The organism is Lacticaseibacillus zhaodongensis, assembly GCF_009687905.1.
Lineage (GTDB): Bacteria > Bacillota > Bacilli > Lactobacillales > Lactobacillaceae > Lacticaseibacillus > Lacticaseibacillus zhaodongensis.
This window is the reverse complement of the sequence record NZ_BLBG01000002.1, coordinates 128,647-146,929: the sequence shown is the minus strand read 5'-3', so window position 1 is coordinate 146,929 and position 18,283 is coordinate 128,647. Positions and strand designations below refer to the sequence as shown.

At 54.6% G+C, this 18,283-nt stretch carries 13 protein-coding genes; 2 read left to right on the top strand and 11 right to left on the bottom strand.

Annotated elements, in window-relative coordinates:
- Positions 1-243 precede the first annotated feature (243 nt).
- The gene (locus tag GN107_RS03180) at positions 244-4,017 is read left to right on the top strand and encodes a mucin-binding protein (RefSeq protein WP_196246634.1); all 3,774 of its coding nucleotides are present in this window, start codon (positions 244-246) and stop codon (positions 4,015-4,017) included.
- Positions 4,018-4,265: 248 nt separating this feature from the next.
- On the opposite strand, the gene GN107_RS03175 is transcribed toward GN107_RS03180, so the two are convergent.
- Together GN107_RS03175 and GN107_RS03170 are read right to left on the bottom strand one after the other, a co-directional pair.
- Positions 4,266-5,960: an ABC transporter permease gene (locus tag GN107_RS03175; protein ID WP_155286405.1), complete on the bottom strand. Its 1,695-nt coding sequence runs from the start codon at positions 5,958-5,960 to the stop codon at positions 4,266-4,268.
- Entirely contained in the window at positions 5,953-6,744 is a 792-nt protein-coding gene (locus tag GN107_RS03170; protein ID WP_155286404.1) for an ABC transporter ATP-binding protein, read from the bottom strand. Before GN107_RS03170 ends, GN107_RS03175 begins: the two co-directional genes overlap by 8 nt.
- Before the next feature lie 183 nt (positions 6,745-6,927).
- Between GN107_RS03170 and GN107_RS03165 the strand changes: the two genes are divergently transcribed.
- Complete coding sequence (locus tag GN107_RS03165) at positions 6,928-7,803, top strand: bifunctional 5,10-methylenetetrahydrofolate dehydrogenase/5,10-methenyltetrahydrofolate cyclohydrolase (RefSeq protein ID WP_155286403.1); 876 nt, start codon at positions 6,928-6,930, stop codon at positions 7,801-7,803.
- A gap of 78 nt (positions 7,804-7,881) precedes the next feature.
- Here the strand turns inward: GN107_RS03165 and glyA are convergent, their stop codons facing one another.
- From glyA to GN107_RS03120, 9 genes are all read right to left on the bottom strand, one after another.
- A complete protein-coding gene (gene glyA, locus GN107_RS03160; protein WP_155286570.1) occupies positions 7,882-9,117 on the bottom strand; it encodes a serine hydroxymethyltransferase in 1,236 nt (411 codons plus the stop codon).
- 192 nt (positions 9,118-9,309) lie between these two features.
- The gene (locus GN107_RS03155; RefSeq protein WP_155286402.1) at positions 9,310-9,705 is read right to left on the bottom strand and encodes a mucin-binding protein; all 396 of its coding nucleotides are present in this window, start codon (positions 9,703-9,705) and stop codon (positions 9,310-9,312) included.
- A gap of 254 nt (positions 9,706-9,959) precedes the next feature.
- Positions 9,960-10,346, bottom strand: coding sequence for a preprotein translocase subunit YajC (gene yajC, locus GN107_RS03150; RefSeq protein WP_155286401.1), 387 nt, complete (start codon positions 10,344-10,346; stop codon positions 9,960-9,962).
- A 637-nt stretch (positions 10,347-10,983) separates the two neighbouring features.
- Positions 10,984-11,997, bottom strand: coding sequence for a Holliday junction branch migration DNA helicase RuvB (gene ruvB, locus GN107_RS03145; protein WP_155286400.1), 1,014 nt, complete (start codon positions 11,995-11,997; stop codon positions 10,984-10,986).
- An 11-nt stretch (positions 11,998-12,008) separates the two neighbouring features.
- On the bottom strand, positions 12,009-12,602 hold the full coding sequence (gene ruvA / locus GN107_RS03140; RefSeq protein ID WP_155286399.1) for a Holliday junction branch migration protein RuvA: 594 nt from the start codon (positions 12,600-12,602) through the stop codon (positions 12,009-12,011).
- Between the two features lie 109 nt (positions 12,603-12,711).
- Positions 12,712-13,281, bottom strand: a complete 570-nt coding sequence (locus tag GN107_RS03135) for a Maf family protein (RefSeq protein WP_155286398.1) — start codon at positions 13,279-13,281, stop codon at positions 12,712-12,714.
- Positions 13,278-15,302 (bottom strand): DNA mismatch repair endonuclease MutL, encoded by a 2,025-nt coding sequence (gene mutL, locus GN107_RS03130; RefSeq protein WP_155286397.1) that lies wholly within the window; start codon positions 15,300-15,302, stop codon positions 13,278-13,280. Before mutL ends, GN107_RS03135 begins: the two co-directional genes overlap by 4 nt.
- 4 nt (positions 15,303-15,306) lie before the next feature.
- Positions 15,307-18,000 carry a DNA mismatch repair protein MutS gene (gene mutS / locus GN107_RS03125; protein WP_230678543.1) on the bottom strand — a complete coding sequence of 898 codons (2,694 nt, stop codon included), beginning with the start codon at positions 17,998-18,000 and terminating at the stop codon, positions 15,307-15,309.
- Positions 17,993-18,196 (bottom strand): hypothetical protein, encoded by a 204-nt coding sequence (locus GN107_RS03120; RefSeq protein ID WP_155286396.1) that lies wholly within the window; start codon positions 18,194-18,196, stop codon positions 17,993-17,995. Before GN107_RS03120 ends, mutS begins: the two co-directional genes overlap by 8 nt.
- Positions 18,197-18,283 lie beyond the last annotated feature (87 nt).

Here is an 18,283-nt window from a genome sequence, read left to right as displayed (position 1 = left end):
TGACAATTTCGCATTGCCAGCAAGCGGTTTCCAATAACGATAAAATCGGTTTAGCGTTTATAAGCCAGTCATCCACAAATCAGCAATATAATCAGAATGGACATAAACAAATGAATGTGGCTCCGCGAATTAATAGCTTAACATCGGCATTAGTTGGATCTATCGCGGCAAAATATTTCAGCCACAATCGAACCGGGAGGGGATTAGATTATGCACACCACCAAAAATAGAATAACGGACGTAATGGCTGACGAAATAACCAGAACCAAGCTGTACAAGTCAGAAAAAATGTGGGTTGCCGCGGTGATTACAATCGCTGGTGTGGGTACAATTGGCATTTTGCCTAGCCATAATACCCACGCCGCTTCAGAACCACCAGCAACCACGGAGGCTCCGCCCACTACCGGGGTGACTACTGGAAGTACCCAGATTTTGCAAAGCGGTGGTCAAGACCAAGCGGGTGCGGCAGAAACCAGTAAGGAAAACAACCAGCCCATCGTTCCAAAGGATGACCCCACACCTAATTCGGAAACAAGCACTAGCTCGCCAATCAGTGCAACTACAACGGAACCAGGTGGCGAACCATTGGCGGCCAATTCCGGCACTAACCCCACTCCGAAAGCGTCCACCGTTACCAACACGGATGGGACAGATACAAACGGCGGCCGTAACCCAGACGCAGAAACTAAGGATACACTGGCCTCCACAGAGCAAATAACTGCTAATACCAATCCAGACAGCCAACTACCAACTGGGTCCCCAAAAAGTGAGCCAGTAAACACCCAGCTCGTCACGGCTAAAGATGCACGCGGCGACTATTCAGTCACCCCTGACAAAACGGGCGGGACAGTTGCCTTGACGCCGGCAGACGCCGCTCACTACTTCACAGCGACGAATAGAGCCGGCGAGCAACTGGAAATTCGCCCTGATGGGTCCACCACCCTCACTGAAGGTCACACCCAAATGAAATTGTTGGGTGGCTATGCACAAGGAACGGGCTACCTGCTGTCAAATCAACGCATCGACTTCACGACTGATTTCACCCTCAGCACCACCCTCACCTCCACCTACACAACTGACATGCGCAATAACCAAGCCGTCCATAATCCTTGGCTTGGTGGTGACGGTATCTCGCTCTTTTTCGAAGCACTGGACCCAACAACAATTAACTCTGCTGATGCACAAAGCGGTGAACATCTCGGCCTAGTCACAAACACCAACAAGTACCCTAACGCCAAAGATACAATTAGCTTCAACGTCTCTACTAACGCATCGCACAATCTCGCCGGCTACACCGCTAAAGATGACGCAGACAAATGGTACCTGTTTCAAGCTGGGGCAGACGCCACTAAGCCAACTAGTGCGGTCACCGACACCGGCATCGTCCTGGACGATCAAGACGGCAGCATTACTTATACCTTGCTGATGAAATACACGGCCGCCACGCGCCACCTAAACACCCAAGTCTATAAAGGCGCTGCCGCAGCGACCGCTGACAGCAATAATCAGATTGCCACTTGGGATTACGCTGTCCCTGAATCTGCGTCCAAAACCAGCACTTCATTCACCTTGGGAGCTTCAGCGAGCATTGCCGAATCCAAAGCGACCTATACCGCGCAAATCAACTACTTCACCTACCATCCCGCAACTGGGCATTTTGCGATTACTGCTACGGGCTTACCGGAGGGAGACAACCGCCCCGACCAAAGTAACATTGTTGGCTTTGTTGGTGACACGGTCTTGTTCTACCCTAAAGGCACCACGCCGGCCACAGCAGATAAAAATGGCAAGGCATATGTTGCCCAAATTGCCGTTCCAGAAACTGATATGGGCTACAGCCTTAAGTCTGCCCAAGAGTACACCATCGTCTCTGGTGATAACGGCGTGGCCACGCTCGATTATGCAAAGGTGACGCATGGCACTCTCAGTACTAAACGCACCATTCACTATGTCACCAAAGACGGGATCACCGTTGCCCCAGATAATGTCCAGACTGTGACTTACGCAACCACAACTGATGGCAAGTCCACAATCTACACACCAAGAGGCATTTACACCAGTGTCACGAGTCCGCAACCAGACGGAGTAACTTTGGCGGACGCTAACCAGGCAACAATTAGCCAGAATCTACTTGCACCAAGCACCGCTGCCCCCAAAGATGAAGAAATCAAGGTTCTCTACAAGCCAAGCTTCACATACGGCACCATGACTTCCACGCGAACCATCCACTATCAAACTGAATCTGGCCGCACCGTCGCTCCCGATGCTGTGCAAACCGTTAATTACAAGACAGTCAGCATACCAGACGGAACAACGGTCTACACACCAACCGGTTTATACGCTTCGGTGACCAGCCCAACTGGTGCTGACCTAACACTTCTAGACTCACAGCAGGAAATAGTTGCGCAAAAAGTGATTGTTCCAGGCACTACTAAACCGCAAGCTGAAGAAATCACGGTCACTTACGCCGATCCGACTTACAGCTATGGCACGGCCACCGCGACCCGCACCATCCACTACCGCACGGAAGACGGCAAAACCGTCGCACCAGACGTTATGCAAACAATTGACTACAAGACCACGACAGATAAAGCGGGCAAAACCATCTACACCCCGCAAAATGTTTACGAAGCAGTCACCAGTCCAAATAAGCCAGCGCTCACCCTTAAAACGGCGAACCAAGCCATTATTGCCCGGGAAATTAGTTCCCCAGGTACAAACGCTCCACACGACAGTGAGATCACCGTCTGGTACGTAAACCCAAGTTACAGCTACGGCACGGCAACCGCGACCCGCACGATCCATTACCAAACTGAAGATGGCAAGACCGTCGCACCAGACGTTGTGCAGACCATCAATTACAAGACCGTTACCGACGAAAATGGTCGGACTGTCTACACCGCCCAAAACCAGATTTCGGCGGTGACCAGCCCAACGGCTCTCACACTCGCAGACCCTAAGCAAGCCACAATTTCGGCGGTGTCTGCCGGTGCCAGCACCACGACCCCAAGTGATTCAGAAGTCACCGTCAAGTATGCCGCACCAGATTTTGCGCACGGCACCGTGAGCTCGACACGGACGATTAATTACCAGACCGAAGACGGCAAAACGGTAGCCCCAAGCGTCACCCAAACTATTATCTACAAGACAACGACTGATGCAGCCGGCCACACCGTCTACACAGCACAAAATGTTTACGAAGCTGTGACCAGTCCAACACCGGCCGGCTTGACACTGGTAGATGCTGGTCAAGCAACGATTGCCCGGGCACTCGTTCAGCCAAGCACGGAAGCACCGACAAATACTACGGAGCGAGTCATCTACGCAGCACCCGCATTCACCCATGGCACCGCATCCACGACTCGGACAATCCACTATGTTGACGAGGCCGGCCACACACTGGCACCAGATTTAGTGCAGACGATTGTTTACCTCAGCACGACTGATCCGGCTAGCGGCAACACCGTGTACACGCCGCAAAACGTTTATGCTGCGAGCACTAGTCCAGCGATTGCCGGCTACACAACTAAGCAAACAGAAACTGCCATGCAAAATGTGGGGGCTAGCGACCACCTGCCAGCCAATGTTGAGCTGACAATCACCTACACGGCCGACCCAGCTCCATCTGCCGATGTGCCGGTAGTCACTAATCCTGATGGCAGTACACCAGCAACCACACCAACACCAGACAACCAGTCCGTTACTGAGGAGCCGATTGCCACAACATTGCCAAATACCGCTGGTGACGAACCGAGCACGCTGCCAGATACTTTTGGCGGTGCGGACACCGCTAAGGATTCTAGTAAGCCAGTAAAAATTGCCACAACTGACGCCAAGAAGACAGCTGGCGAACAGATTCAACAACAATCAGCGGTAGCGCAGCACACTACAACTAGTGAGCGGACACTACCCCAAACTGGTGACCGGCAGAACCACAGCCTCACCTTGCTGGGCACGATTGCGTTCATTCTCTCTGTCTTCGGACTAGCAATCAAACGCCGCAGTGATGCGCAGTAAAGTAGAAAATAAGGGCATCTGCATTCCAAAAGTTTGGGATGCAGGTGCCCTTTTATGTCACTGACTATTATCAGAGAACAAAGTACGCAATGCTCAGCTCTTGACCGTGTGTCCCCGCTCTGTGTTCTAGTCGAGCTACACAAGGCTGAAGCTTGCGGCTAGCTGGCTTTGAACCTAATGCCTGAAACCCGGCATTATGTCCAAAGCCCTCTAGTCCTCAGCTTCAAAACGCCTCGTTCCGCTCTGTGTTAGTGTTCGTCCGCGTCAATTTTGCTCAAATCAAAGTGGATGCTGTCCTTGAACCCAGAATTAATACTGAAGAAGATAATCAGCCCGATGACTAAGAAGGCAGCGCCGAGTAGCCAGGTGTGCAGCAGGCCACCAGCAACAATCACGATAATGATAATTGGCAAGGTGATCATCACGCTGCCGACCGCACCGCCACCATTTTGCTTGTTGGGGTTAAATTCCCGAGCAAACGGCAGTGCGTTATCGCCTAAAATTCGGCCCATTACTAGGGTCGCCGCGTAAATTAATACCGCCATGCCGACACAGGCCAGCAGTGCGTTCCAGCCGCCCAGCACCAGCATCACCACCGTCCACACAACAATCAGGGGCAAGAAGATGCGCACGAACATCGCCTTCAGAATTGCCCGCAACATGTAACCGTGGTGCAGCATTGGTACCCGCAGAAACAGGCTCATTGCGGCCGGCTGGCTGGAAAAGGCCAGATTATAAATCGCCCCCGGCAAGGCCATCAGCAGTGCAATCAAGGCATAGGGTCCGAAATTGGTGATTTGCTGCAGGAGGTGCCCGCCGCCGCTATTGAAAAAACTGGCGCCCATCACAATGGGAATGATCAGCGCGTAGCCGATTGACGGGTAAACCCGCAGCTTGTATTCGCGCTCCTCTTGCAACATGTGCCAGCCGAAGTCATAGTAAGTGGCCTCCTCGGAACTCTTGATGAGCAGGCGCCGACTGATCCGGAAGTACCAGCTGTCCTTGCGTTTGCGGCTGCTCGCCTGGTCCAATTTTGCCAAGTACTGTTCAAAATTACCCGCGTTGCGCGCGTAAACCAAGGTCAACGCCACCGGCACAACGATGCTCAGCACCGTTAATGCAACTGGAATCACCTCAAAATGTCCCCGCAGCAGCATTGGCAACCCACCGAACCAGCTTGGAATCGACAGCAAAGTGTACCAAGGAGTGTGTGCCGCACCCTTACCGAGAACCTGCATCCAGTTGCCCGACAGCCGCGGTAGAATTTGTGAGCCACCGTAGATACCAATGATGAGGGCAATTTGGACAAAATTCAAAATATTCTTCAGGCGTTCACCATCGAAGAAGCGGAGCACCAGCAGGTACACAAACAGCGCCAGCATGAACGCAAACTCGGTCATGATCAGCAGGCTGATAAAGGTGCCAACGGTTGCAAAAACACCGAGCCGCAAAAAGATGCCAATCAACGCTGGTACGCCTAATGCCAGCACGTTCAGGAATAGGTAGACGGCAACCACCGTCAACCGCGCTGCGTTGAGCGTCCGCGGCTGGACCCCGCGCGTGATGTATAGTTCCCTGTCGCGTGGATCCAGCATCAGCCCGGAATAGCTCGTCAACATGGTCAGGAAGGTCATGACGAACAAGGTCGAAAAGTACATCGTGTAAGTCATGATTTCAGGCATCGGCAAGATTGTGAGGATAATCATGAAGACTCCAAATAGCAGATTGATTAAAAATGAGTTGCGCACCGGGTGCCCGCTTGGTTTCTTGCTGGTGGTATTCAAGGCGAGCCCAACGCCAACGTTATCTCGCGCCGCCAGTTTGAACTTGGTCGCCACGATCAGCCGGTACTGGCCATAATCAATCCCCCAACTTTTGATCAAGCCAGAAAGGTGGTCCAGCAGCACCATTGCCGGGGCCATTGCCTCTTTTGCTTCAGGCATCAGCGTCGCCTCCTGTCACCACGTCGACGAAGGCCCGCGCCTTCTCGCCGTGTTCCGCAAAGCCAGTCATGGTGTTGAATAGCTCCTGCAGGTTCACGTCCGCGGCCTGGGAGATTTCCTTGAAGGACCCGTCCGCAACCACCTGGCCGCCGTTCAGCAAAATAATCCGGTCAGATAGCTTCTGCACAACGTCCATGATGTGGCTGGAGTAGAAGATGGTTTTGCCCCGGTCCCGCAATTCTTGCAGGATCTCCTCGATCACTAGCACCGAGTTGGCATCTAGCCCGTTGAGCGGTTCGTCCCAAAAGAGAATGTCGGGATTGTGAATCAGGCTGGCGATAATCAGTACTAGCTGCCGCATCCCCTTCGAATACGAGCGCAGCCGCTGGTCATAGGCCGCTTCTAAGCCAACAATCCGGGCAAGCTGCTCCGCCTTATTCCCCGCCACATCTGGATCCATCCCGTACAGTTGGCCGATCAGCTGCAGGTACTCCCGGGCCGTCAGCGCGTTGAACAGGTCCGCCCCCTCAGGCACGTAACCGATGTGGCGCTTGTAATCCGCCGCCTCAGGATCAATCAGCTGGCCATTGATTTCAACCGTGCCGGAATCTTGCTGCAGCAGGCCCAGGATTATTTTAACAGTTGTACTTTTACCCGCACCGTTGGGCCCGATGTAGCCGACAATCGTCCCCGGGGCGATATCGAAGCTAACGCCCGTGAGAACCGCCTTTGCACCAAAATGCTTTTGGATATCCGTCAGCCGAATCGCAGAATTTTCCGTCATAGTTGCTCCTCCTGTTGTGACCCTATTTTCACCCTTACATCGTTATTATAAGCGCTATCACATTATATTAACAGCAAGGGCTAAACTTAATTCAGCCACCAAAATGCCTGACGGGTCGCCCGTGATTCGTTATAATAGATGCTATATTATTAGAATTACGAAAGAATTGTGGAGGTCAACTGAATGACGGTAATTATGAAGGCGAAACCCATCGTCGCGGCCCTAACAGACGAACTAAGTACTAGTGCAGCGCATGTAACGGCAGCTCTGGGCCGCAAGCCGGGGCTAACGGTAGTCCTGGTCGGCGATGATCCAGCTAGCGCAATCTACGTCCGCAACAAGCAAAAGCGGGCTGATCAGATCGGGGTGCACTCCGACACCCTGCGCATGCCCGCAACGAGCACCCAAGAGGACGTTGTGACCGCTGTGCAAAAGCTCAACGCGGACCCAACTGTCGACGGCATCATCGTCCAGTTGCCACTTCCCCAGCAGATCGATGCGGACGCCATCATCAACACGATTGCCGTCGACAAGGACGTCGATGGTTTCACCCTGAGCACAACCGGCCGCCTTTGGAACCTGCCCAAGAACAGCCCCGAGCACGTCGGTCCCTGCACCCCACTGGGCATCATGGCCATGCTGGATTACTACCAGTTGCCAGTTGCCGGCAAGCACGCCGTCATTGTGGGCCGCTCAAACATCGTCGGTAAGCCCATGGCGGCAATGCTCTTAAATAAGGGGGCCACCGTCACCATCGCCCACTCGCAGACCACCGACCTACACAGCCTGCTTCTAACGGCCGACATCATCGTGGCCGCGACCGGCCGCCGCGGGCTCATCACAGCTAGCGACGTCAAGCCCGGCGCAACGGTCATCGATGTCGGCATGAACCGCTTCGTGGACGAAAACGGCAAGAAGCGGCTGGTCGGGGACGTTGATTACCCAGCTGTCGCCGAAGTTGCCGGCGCCATCACGCCCGTGCCCGGTGGCGTTGGGCCCATGACCGTCAACATGCTGCTCAAACAAACCATCGCCAAGGCAGCCAGCAAAATTCAGTAAAAGAGCACCGCTAATATGCAATAAGGTCCCCGACTCAGTAATCTGAGTCAGGGACCTTATTTTGGTTTTCAGAACTGCTTAATACTTGATATCAGCAATCGGGTGCTTATCAGTCAGTGCCCGCACCTGCGCTGCCACCTGTTCCAAGCCGGCAGCATCGTCGCGACCGGCAATTGCCTGCACAATCAGCTTACCGACTGCGTAGCAATCATCCTCATCAAAACCGCGCGTGGTGATGGCTGCGGTGCCGACCCGAACGCCACTGGTCCGCACGGGCCCATCCTGCTCACCCGGCAGCTGGTTCTTGTTGCAAGTAATCATGACCTCGTCAAGTAAGTTTTGGACGTCGCGGCCATTCGTCCCGTAACCGGTCACGTTCACCAGTGCGAGGTGATTGTCAGAACCACCAGATACGATGCTGAGCTTGGAATCATCGGCGCACAAGCCCCGATTCAAGGCCTGCATGTTCTTGATGATCTGCTTGGCATAAGTGGTGAATTCTGGCCGCATTGCCTCACCCAAGGCCACCGCCTTCCCCGCAATCACGTGCTCGAGCGGTCCACCCTGAATTCCGGGGAAAAGGGCCGAGTTGATTTTTTTGAGATACTTTTCCTTGCACAAAATCAGGCCACCCCGCGGACCGCGCAGCGTTTTGTGAGTCGTGGTCGTGACCACATCGCAGTACGGAACCGGATTCGGGTGCACGCCCGCGGCCACGAGCCCCGCAATGTGCGCCATGTCCACCATCAAAAGCGCGCCAACTGAATCCGCGATTTGTTTAAACGCGGCGAAGTCGATGATCCGGCTATAAGCACTCGCCCCCGCCACGATCAACGCCGGCCGCACCTGCTCCGCTTGATCCTGAATCGCCGCATAATCTAGGCGGCCGTTCTCGTCCAAGCCGTAATGGTAAAAGTGGTAGGTCTGACCGGAGAAATTAACGTCCGCCCCGTGCGTCAGGTGCCCGCCGTCTGTCAGGTCCATCGCCAGCACTTTATCACCAGGCTTGATCAGCGCCCGGTACGCAGCCATATTCGCCTGCGATCCGGAATGTGGCTGCACATTTGCAGCCTCCGCACCAAACAACTTCTTCGCGCGGTCGATGGCTAACTGCTCAACGACATCAATGTACTGATTACCGCCGTAGTAACGCTTGCCCGGATAACCTTCAGAATACTTGTTGGTCAAAACAGACCCCTGCGCTGCACGAACCGCTGGGGAAACAATGTTCTCTGAAGCAATCAATTCAATGTTGTGTTCCTGGCGCGCCTCTTCATTTGTGATTGCTGTCCACAACTGTGGATCTTGCTGCATGTAATCTGTCAAATTCTACCTCCATTGGTGGGTGCCGGATGTTAGTGTAACTACTCGTAATTGTAACAAAGCTAGCTGTTCAAAATCGCCGTTTAAGCAGAATCTTAACTTTTGCTCAAATTCCGTCAAAATTGTTCGCGATTTATGGATTGATAAGCAAAAAAAAATCGTGACCCCCCGCCACAATCATTTTTAGTCCCGTTTCGCCATAAACGCCAGCCGCTCCCGCAGCCGGCGCATAAGGCTGCCGCGAGTCCGGGCACGGCGCGTCGCCACACCCTGCACTACGGGCTCTGCGGTGCCAACTACCGGACTACTAAGGTGCACTGTGAAGATTTGGTCACTACTCGGCGCCCGGCGGAAAGTCCGCGCGCTGATAAAATCGTCCTTAACAAGTGTATAGCCTTGAGCACTGTACTCCGCAATTCGTCGCGCCGTGTCGTAATTAATTGTTGCGCCGCTCTTCCCGAAAACCGTATCGGTGCAGAGCCATTCGCGCACCCGATCATCAAGATACATCACGTGCACGACGCGCAAGGTTTTATCGTCCGCCACAGCGGGTTTGCTCATATTCAAGCTTTCATTCATGGCGCCATCCCCCGACCTTGGACTGAGCGGCACCATTTGGCCCGCATCAGTCATCAACATAATTACATGATAGTATTATTTGTCACATTTGCGTAGTCAATTATCAAAATTTTTGTTAACGTTTTTTGCATGAAAAGGCAGTGTTGACGGGCAAGCGCGCTAGTTCACCTCCTCGTGACAATATGTTGCGGATAAGCAAAATGGGCCCCTCCTCTCGAAGCGACCCATTTGGCATTGATTATTGAAATTGGTGATTACTTGTCGTCAGCCTTAGCATCGTCTGCCTTGGCGTCGTCTGCTTTAGGAGCGTCAACCTTAGCGTCATCAGCCGTGGTTGCAGCAGCCTTAGGAGCGGCAGCACGCTTGTCAACGTGACCAACCGCCTGGGCGGAGAAGGTCAGGTAAACACCGTTAGAATCGAGCACGATTGTGTTCTTCTTCGGGTCAACGGAGTCAATCACACCGTACAGGCCACCAACCGTAACAACCGTGTCGCCCTTCTTGAGGCTGTTCATCATTTCCTTGCGCTTTTCCTGCTGCTTCTTAGGTGCACGGACCATGGAGAAGTACATCATGACAACCATAATTACTACTAGGACAATCATCATCATTGGATTACTATTTGCTGCTGCTACGAACATGGATATCACACCTCATTTTGAATTTTTTCGTCATAGGACACTGTAACAAACTTTAGACTGCTTTGCCATAGTCCGCATGACATAATGTCACTTCAGCCGCTTAAATATGACAAACGTGTCAAGCCTGCTCAAGACCGCCCGCTAGCCGCTTGCGGCGCTATAGTGCAAGCGCTTATAATAAAGGTGCGGGGCGAATAGATAAACTTTTTGCGTAGCTCCTTTATACGCTCTCTGTGATCGCTTGTTGGTTTTTGTAGTCCGTACGGCAGTGCGGTAGAAGAAACTGCCTAACTTTCGTAGTCAAGGTTGAAAATAACGCCCCGCGTTGGGTCATCGCTTGCGGTGACCCTTTTTACGTGGCCAAAACGCAAAAACGAGGCTCACTCACAATGACAAGCTTCGAATCGACTGAGGACCATCACCGCCGGCCGCCTCCTGACCGTTCGTAATTATGGTGAGGAGGCGGCCTCCAAACGTGGCCCGCAATGCAGCTCCTACTTCGTTGTCCATTTCGCTATGGGCAGCAAGCTGCACAAGTGAAACTGGCTCCGCTTAGCCCAAAAACCGCCAATTCCAGTACAGGAATTAGCGGTTTTTAAGCTAATGCTCAGGAGCTAACCGCATTGCTGCCCACTCTCTACTCTTTTTCTTCCGGCCAAATGGCACCCATGTGGGCGTAGCCAGCCTTAGTGACCGTCCGGCCGCGGGGAGTCCGCTGCAGGAAGCCAATCTGCAGCAGGTAGGGTTCGTAAACCTCCTCGATGGTCGTCATTTCCTCACCGATGTTAGCGGCAATCGTGCTCAAGCCGACCGGGCCGCCATTGTACTGCGTAATCATCAGCTGCAGTATCCGCCGGTCAGTCGCATCCAGGCCACTGCTATCGACTTGCAACGCCGTCAGTGCCTTGTCGACCAGTGGCTGGGTAGCTTCAGTCATGTCCGCCACGTCGGCGTAGTCACGGACCCGCTTCAGCAACCGGTTGGCGATTCGGGGCGTGCCCCGCGACCGCAAAGCAATCTCGTGCACGGCGTCCGGTGCAATTGCGAGGTTATAGATTGCTGCCGAACGCGTAACGATTTGGCTCAAATCCTTGGTCGTGTAGTAGGCCATGTGTGCACTAATACCAAAACGATCGCGCAACGGTGCGGACAAGGCCCCTGCCCGCGTTGTTGCCCCAATCAGCGTAAACGGCGGTAGCGGAAAATGCACTGGGTGCGCGGCCGGGCCCTGGCCAACCACGATGTCAACGTAGAAGTCTTCCATCGCCGAGTAGAGCATTTCCTCCACGATTTTAGGCAGGCGGTGAATTTCGTCAATAAAGAGGACGTCGCCGGCCTGCAGTTCGTTCAGTAACGCCACCAGGTCGCCAGGCTTATCGATAGCCGGGCCGCTGGTCGTGCGCACGTTAACGCCCAGTTCGTTGGCAATCACGAGGGCCATGGTGGTTTTACCTAAACCGGGTGGTCCGTAGAGCAACACGTGGTCGAGGGATTCCTCCCGCTTTTTCGCCGCCGCGATGTAGACCTTCAGTTGACCCTTGACCGCATCTTGCCCCACATACTCGGCGAGTGTCTGGGGCCGCAGTGTGCTATCTGTCTGCGCATCATCGTCTTGCTTATCACTGGCAAGCAGACGTTCATCTTCTGACATGCAGTCCCCTCCTACTTCTTAGTTAGCAGTTTCAAACCGGCGCGCAGGTATTCCTCTGTGCTCTGCAGGTCTTGTTCCAGCAGCTTCGGCTCGACTCGCTTGACCTCACGTTCCGTGAACCCAAGTGCGGTCAGTGCAGCGAGCGCATCATCAACAGCAGACGACGGCTTGGCGGCATCGGTCGTCGCTTCCGGCGTGAACAGGTCGGTGTTCGCGTCGATCTTGCCCTGCAGGTCCAAAATAATCTGGGCCGCCGTCTTCTTGCCGATCCCCGGAAAGTGCGTCAGGAAGGTCACGTCGTTGGCGTTAACCGCCTTGGCGAGGCCATTGCCGTCCACGTTAGCGAGAATAGCGAGCGCACTTTTGGGACCGATCCCAGTAACCGACAACAACAGGTTGAAGAGACGCTTTTGCTCCGCGTCCACGAAGCCGTAGAGACTCTGGTCGTTGTCCCGGATGATCAATTGGGCGTACACGGTCGCCGTTTCGCCCTGTTTGAAAGCGTAGGGGTTGGCAACCAGTAAGTGGTAACCGACGCCATTCACATCAACCACCACGTATTCGGGTGTGACCGTCGCAATGAGGCCCTTGAAATATTCGTACATTATCTTCTCCTCGTGCTGAATTATCGTGCAAGTTTACGCACGTACGTTCGCAATGTTCTACCAAAACCATAGCACACTTATGGCGCGCTGCGAATCCATTTTGGCAAAATCACTCGGCCAATTTACCATCAGCGTCGCGCAACATCCGGTTGAGGCGGCTGATTGGTAGCCCCATGACGCTATAAAAATCGCCATCGATGCGCTTGATCAACATTGCGCCATCATCCTGAATGCCATACGCACCGGCCTTGCCCTGATAAGTACCTTTATCCAGATAGGCGTTGAGTTCTGCGTTAGTTAGGTGCCAGAACTCAACGCTGGTCGTAACGACGTCCTCCTTGGTGCTGCCATCGCTAAACCGAATCCAAACGCCGGTATGCACATGGTGGAAGTGCCCAGAGAGCATTTGCAACATGTCGCACGCATCCGTGCGGTTTTGTGGCTTGCCCAAAATGTGGCCATCAATTTCGACCACTGTATCCGCGCCAATAACTACCGCTCCCGGATGCCGCCGCGCAACACTCGCCCCTTTTGCATGTGCTAGCGTCGCAACGTATTCCGGAGCCGGCAACATGGGCAGCGCCCGCTCGTCAATATCGGCGGGGTCACTGACGAAATCCGGATAGATCCGCCGCAGCAATTCCTGCCGCCGCGGTGAACTACTTGCTAAAACGATCATTCTGCCCACCCGTCACTTTCATGGCTGTCTTGGATCCGCTTGAACATCTTCTCGAGGTCCGTGTTGCTGAAGGACACTAGCACCGGCCGGCCGTGCGGACAATTGTAGGGGTTCTCGGCGTGCGCTAGCTTGTCGAGCAGGGCCTGCGCCTGCTTGGCATCCAAATGGTGATTGGCCTTGATTGCCCGCTTACAGCTCATCATGATGGCCGCCTTCTCGCGGAAGGCCGCGACGGTCAGGTGGCCGTCTTTGAGCACCCAGTCGATCATCTCACGCAAAGTGTCTTCCTCCTGACCCTCTTTGAACCAAGTCGGGTGGCTATTGGCAATGAAACTATTTTGACCAAAATCCTCGAGTTCAACACCCACGCTCCGCAAAATGTCGCGGCGGTCGCGAATCAGCTCCGCATCACTCAGCGGATAATCCAACACGATTGGTGCCAGTAACTGCTGCTGGGCGTCCGCAACCTTGCCGATTTCGACCCGGTAGTACTCGTAATTGACGCGCTCCTGCGCGGCGTGTTGGTCAATCATGTAAAATGCGGCCGGCGTCTCCGCCATGAGGTAAGTGCCGTGCACCTGGCCCAGATAGCGGAGCTGCGGGAAGCGGTCATTTGCGGTCAGTGGCGCGGCGGCGTCACCGAGACCGGCAGCAGCTGCCGCCTGTTCCGCGGCCGACGCTGGGACCTGCGCCCCGTTATCAGTGCCGAGATCAAAGGCGTCAACCGCTTCGTCCGCATACTTCGAATCCCAAGCGGCAAGCCGCTCCGGCTCTGTGAAAATACTATTTTTGTCGAGCTGGTCAATGTCCAGACCGGTGTCAGTATCAGCACTTGCAGCAGCGCCAGTTTCTGGCTGCTGCGGCTTAGCTGGCGCCGCGGCCGGTGTCGTCGGGACAAAGGCCCCCCGACTAGCCTGTTCTGGAAAGACCGGGGCAACCGTACTTTCAGCAACGTTATTGCTCTGCAGGAGGTCACCCTGTTCGGGCCTTGGCTCACGCTTACCCCGCAGGTTGTGCAGGGCATCGGGAATCAGGTTCTCCCCGGCAATCCGGTTGTAAATACTGCGCTGGAGCAATGTTGCGAGCGCGTTTTCCTTGCTGATGCGGACTTCCTGCTTGGTTGGGTGCACGTTCACATCTACCAACTGCGGGTCCAGGTTAATATTGATGACCGCAATCGGGAAGCGGCCGACCATCAGTTTTGAACCGTAGCCGGCAATGACGCCCTTGATCAGGTTGTAGTTCTTAAAATAGCGGCCATTAATCAGCAGTGTCATAGCGTTGCGGCTGGAACGCGTCGTGTCGGGCAGGCTGACGTAACCGTCAACGGAGAAGTCCTGGTCCTCGCCTTCAAAGCGCAACATTGAGCGGGCAATCTGCACACCGTAAATGCCGGCGATGGTCTGCTGCAGGTCGCCGTTGCCAGCGGTGCGGAACACCATTTTGTCACCGTTCCGCAAGGTGAAGGCAATCTCGGGGTGACCGAGTGCCAGCCGGCTGATGATATCACCGATGTGGCTCATCTCGGTGGCCTGCGAGCGCACGTACTTCAGGCGGGCCGGCGTGTTGAAGAAGAGGTCGGCCACGGCAATTTTAGTCCCCTGCCGCAGCGGCAGACTGTGTTGATCGAACATTTTGCTGCCGGCGATGTGCGCACTAGTCCCTTTACCCGCTTCAACTGCCGTTTCAAGGGTCACGTCCGCGACACTGGCGATACTAGCCAAGGCCTCGCCACGGAAGCCCAGGGAATGAATGGCAAACAGGTCGCGAATCGTCGCAATTTTGCTGGTTGCGTGCCGCTTGAATGCCGTCGGTACGTCTTCAGCGGCGATGCCAGAACCATTATCACTAACTTCAATTAGCTTGAGGCCAGCGTCCACGACCCGGGCGTCAATTTGCGTGGCGCCGGCGTCAATACTGTTTTCGACCAGCTCCTTGATGACGGACGCGGGGCGTTCGATGACTTCCCCGGCTGAAATCTGGTTGCTTAATTCTTCTGATAGTTCGTGAATCTTAGCCACGCGATCACTTCCCCGACTTTAGTTTGTTCTGCAGCTCATAAATGAGGTTCATCGCGCCCATGGGGTTGGCGCTGAGTAGGTCAAAATCACCCAGTTCCTTAAGCACCGCGGTCTCCTTCTTGTTAAGAGAAGACTTGGCAGGTACTGGTTCAGGTGCAAACAGTTCAAGCTGCTCGTCTGCCTCGCCTGCGGTTGCGGGTTGTGACGCGGCTTGATCAGCTACCGGCTGTGCCTTTTCGTCAGCGCTCGTCAGCTGTGCTGTGTCTTCGGCCACGTTGTCAGCACTGCTGCTTGGCGCCGCCGGGATTGCAACCTGCTCCTTACCTTCAAGCCGCGTCAAAATTGAGTCCGCGCGCTTCAGCAAGTCGTTCGGCAACCCCGCCAACTTGGCAACGTGGATCCCATAAGACTTGTCGGCTGGCCCCGTCAGCATTTTGTGTTCGAACACGAGGTTGCCGTGCTCAAGGGTCGCCCCGACGTGCACGTTGCGCAGCCGCGGCAGGGTCTTGTCCAGCGCGGTCAGCTCGTGGTAGTGGGTGGAGAACAGCGTCTTAGCGTGCACATTGTCGTGCAGGTACTCGATGATGGCCTGCGCCAGCGCCATCCCGTCGTAGGTGGCGGTCCCACGGCCAAGTTCGTCAAACAGAATCAGGCTGTGCGCGGTGGCGTGACTAAGGGCGGCGTTGGCCTCCAGCATCTCGACCATGAAGGTACTCTGGCCACTCGCGAGGTCATCAGCGGCCCCAATCCGCGTGAAGATGTGGTCAAAAATCGGCAGTTCGGCCTTGTCCGCGGGCACAAAGCTCCCCGCTTGGGCCATAATGACGATCAGAGCCAACTGGCGCATGTAAGTACTCTTTCCGGACATGTTCGGGCCGGTGATGAGCAGGATGTCGGTTCCATCAGGCATTTTGACGTCATTGGGAATATAAGCCGACTTACCGATCACGTTCTCGACCACAGGATGACGCCCGGCATCAATATCAATGGCGTGACCCTGACGGTGCATTGTCGGCTTCACAAAATGCTGACTTTCCGCAATCTGGGCAAAACTCTGCAAGACGTCGAGTTCGGCCACCTGTTTCGCCAGCTTCTGCAAGCGTGCGATTTGGGCCTTGATCTGGTCCCGCACCTCCGTGAACAGCTGGTATTCAAGCGCCGTTGAACTAGCCTGGGCTTCCAAAATCTCGGACTCCTTCGCCTTCAGTTCCGGCGTTGTGAAGCGCTCGGCGTTGGTCAGGGTCTGCTTACGGTCGTAACGGTCTTCCGGCACCAAATCCAGGTTAGACTTGGTGACTTCAATGTAGTAACCGAAAACAGAGTTGTAGCGGATCCGCAGGTTGTGAATGCCGGTCTTCTCCCGCTCGGTTGCCTGCAGGTCTGCCAGCCATGCTTTGCTGGTGTTCTCGGTTTGCCGATAATGGTCCAGCTTCTCACTGTAGCCATCCTTGATGACGCCGCCATCCTTAACGGAAAGCGGCGGGTCGTCGTTGATGCTGCGGCGAATCAGCTCGTCGATGTCCGCAACCGGATCGAGCTTAGCGTAATTCTGCAGGCTGTCACCAGGCATTTTGGCAATTACTTCTTGAATGAGTGGTACTTGTTCCAGACTAGTCGCCAGCTGGAGCATGTCGCGCCCGTTGACGTTCCCGAAAGCCACCCGGCCAGCGAGCCGCTCCAGGTCATAGACACTAGTCAGCGCGTCAGCGAGCTCACTGCGCTCGAAAAAGTTGTCCAGCAGTGTCGCCACCTGGGCGTGCCGCAGATTGATGGCCTTAGAGTTCAGAAGTGGCCGCTCCAACCAGTTGCGTAGCATCCGGCCGCCCATCGCGGTCTTGGTCGCGTCCAGCAGGCCGAGCAGACTATCGCCCTTCTTGCCGCTACGGCTGTTAGCCAAAATATCTAGGTTGCGCCGCGCGTCCGCGTCCATTTCCAGGTAGGCAGCTGGTTCGTAAGCCACGGCCTTCTGGATGTGCGCCAGACTGCGCTTTTGCGTTGCCAGCATGTAGAGCATCAGCTGTTTGACAACGGCGATTTCCGCCGCATCATCCAAGTCCTGACTGACGTAACTGATTTCGGAGTGCTTCAAGCCGTCATCCTTTTGTACTGACAGCAAGCGGTCACCGCGGTGCAGGTCCTTGGCCAGCTCCTCGTCAAGGTGCTCCGGCACGACGATTTCAACCGAGTTCAGGGCTTCCAGCTCGTTGTTGATGGCGTAAATGTCATCCAGCACCGTCACCTTAAGCTCACCGGTCGATACATCCCCGTAAGCAAACGCGTACCCCTTGTCCAGCGGCAAAACGGCACTTAAGTAGTTGTTCTTTTTGGCCTCACCAGGGTGCACATTCGTGGTGGTCCCGGGAGTCACCAACTGAATGACTTCGCGTTTGACCATCCCCACGGCCAGCTTGGGGTCCTCCATCTGTTCACAGATAGCGACCTTGTATCCGTGGTCGATCAAAACGTTGATGTAACTATCAACGGCACGGTGCGGCACCCCACACATTGGAATCGGGTCGTCCGCACTCTTATTCCGCGAGGTGAGGGTCAGCTCAAGCAGCTGGGAACCCTTGATGGCGTCGTCGTAGAACAGCTCGTAGAAATCGCCAATTCGGTAAAACAGGAATGCGTCTGGGTACTGCTTTTTAACCGCAAAATACTGCTGCATCATTGGCGTTGTTGCTTTAGTTTTAGCCATTAATTCGTTCCTCAACTTCTTTAGATTCCTGACTGCGGCGCTCATCAATCCGGGCGCAGAGCTGGGCAAAATCATCGGCGCTGGCCATGTCAATAAAGCGCAACGCGGTCGACTTCGCAACATAATAACGTTGCCGCTCGCGATTCTTTTCTTTATAGCGTTTCTGCGCGGCTTTTTGTGCCTGACTCAGTGCCATTTTTGCCCCTGCTTTCCTATGTAATCTGTCCCTCAATTCTAGCTTATAAGCTAACGGACTGCAAAGACTTTGCGGGCAAAATATTGC

Bases quoted from the DNA above. Each gene is read 5' to 3' on its own strand.
- GN107_RS03180 (WP_196246634.1), top strand. From the start codon at position 244: ATGGCTGACGAAATAACCAGAACCAAGCTGTACAAGTCAGAAAAAATG.
- GN107_RS03175 (WP_155286405.1), bottom strand. From the start codon at position 5,960: ATGCCTGAAGCAAAAGAGGCAATGGCCCCGGCAATGGTGCTGCTGGAC.
- GN107_RS03170 (WP_155286404.1), bottom strand. From the start codon at position 6,744: ATGACGGAAAATTCTGCGATTCGGCTGACGGATATCCAAAAGCATTTT.
- GN107_RS03165 (WP_155286403.1), top strand. From the start codon at position 6,928: ATGACGGTAATTATGAAGGCGAAACCCATCGTCGCGGCCCTAACAGAC.
- glyA (WP_155286570.1), bottom strand. From the start codon at position 9,117: ATGCAGCAAGATCCACAGTTGTGGACAGCAATCACAAATGAAGAGGCG.
- GN107_RS03155 (WP_155286402.1), bottom strand. From the start codon at position 9,705: ATGAATGAAAGCTTGAATATGAGCAAACCCGCTGTGGCGGACGATAAA.
- yajC (WP_155286401.1), bottom strand. From the start codon at position 10,346: ATGTTCGTAGCAGCAGCAAATAGTAATCCAATGATGATGATTGTCCTA.
- ruvB (WP_155286400.1), bottom strand. From the start codon at position 11,997: ATGTCAGAAGATGAACGTCTGCTTGCCAGTGATAAGCAAGACGATGAT.
- ruvA (WP_155286399.1), bottom strand. From the start codon at position 12,602: ATGTACGAATATTTCAAGGGCCTCATTGCGACGGTCACACCCGAATAC.
- GN107_RS03135 (WP_155286398.1), bottom strand. From the start codon at position 13,281: ATGATCGTTTTAGCAAGTAGTTCACCGCGGCGGCAGGAATTGCTGCGG.
- mutS (WP_230678543.1), bottom strand. From the start codon at position 18,000: ATGGCTAAAACTAAAGCAACAACGCCAATGATGCAGCAGTATTTTGCG.
- GN107_RS03120 (WP_155286396.1), bottom strand. From the start codon at position 18,196: ATGGCACTGAGTCAGGCACAAAAAGCCGCGCAGAAACGCTATAAAGAA.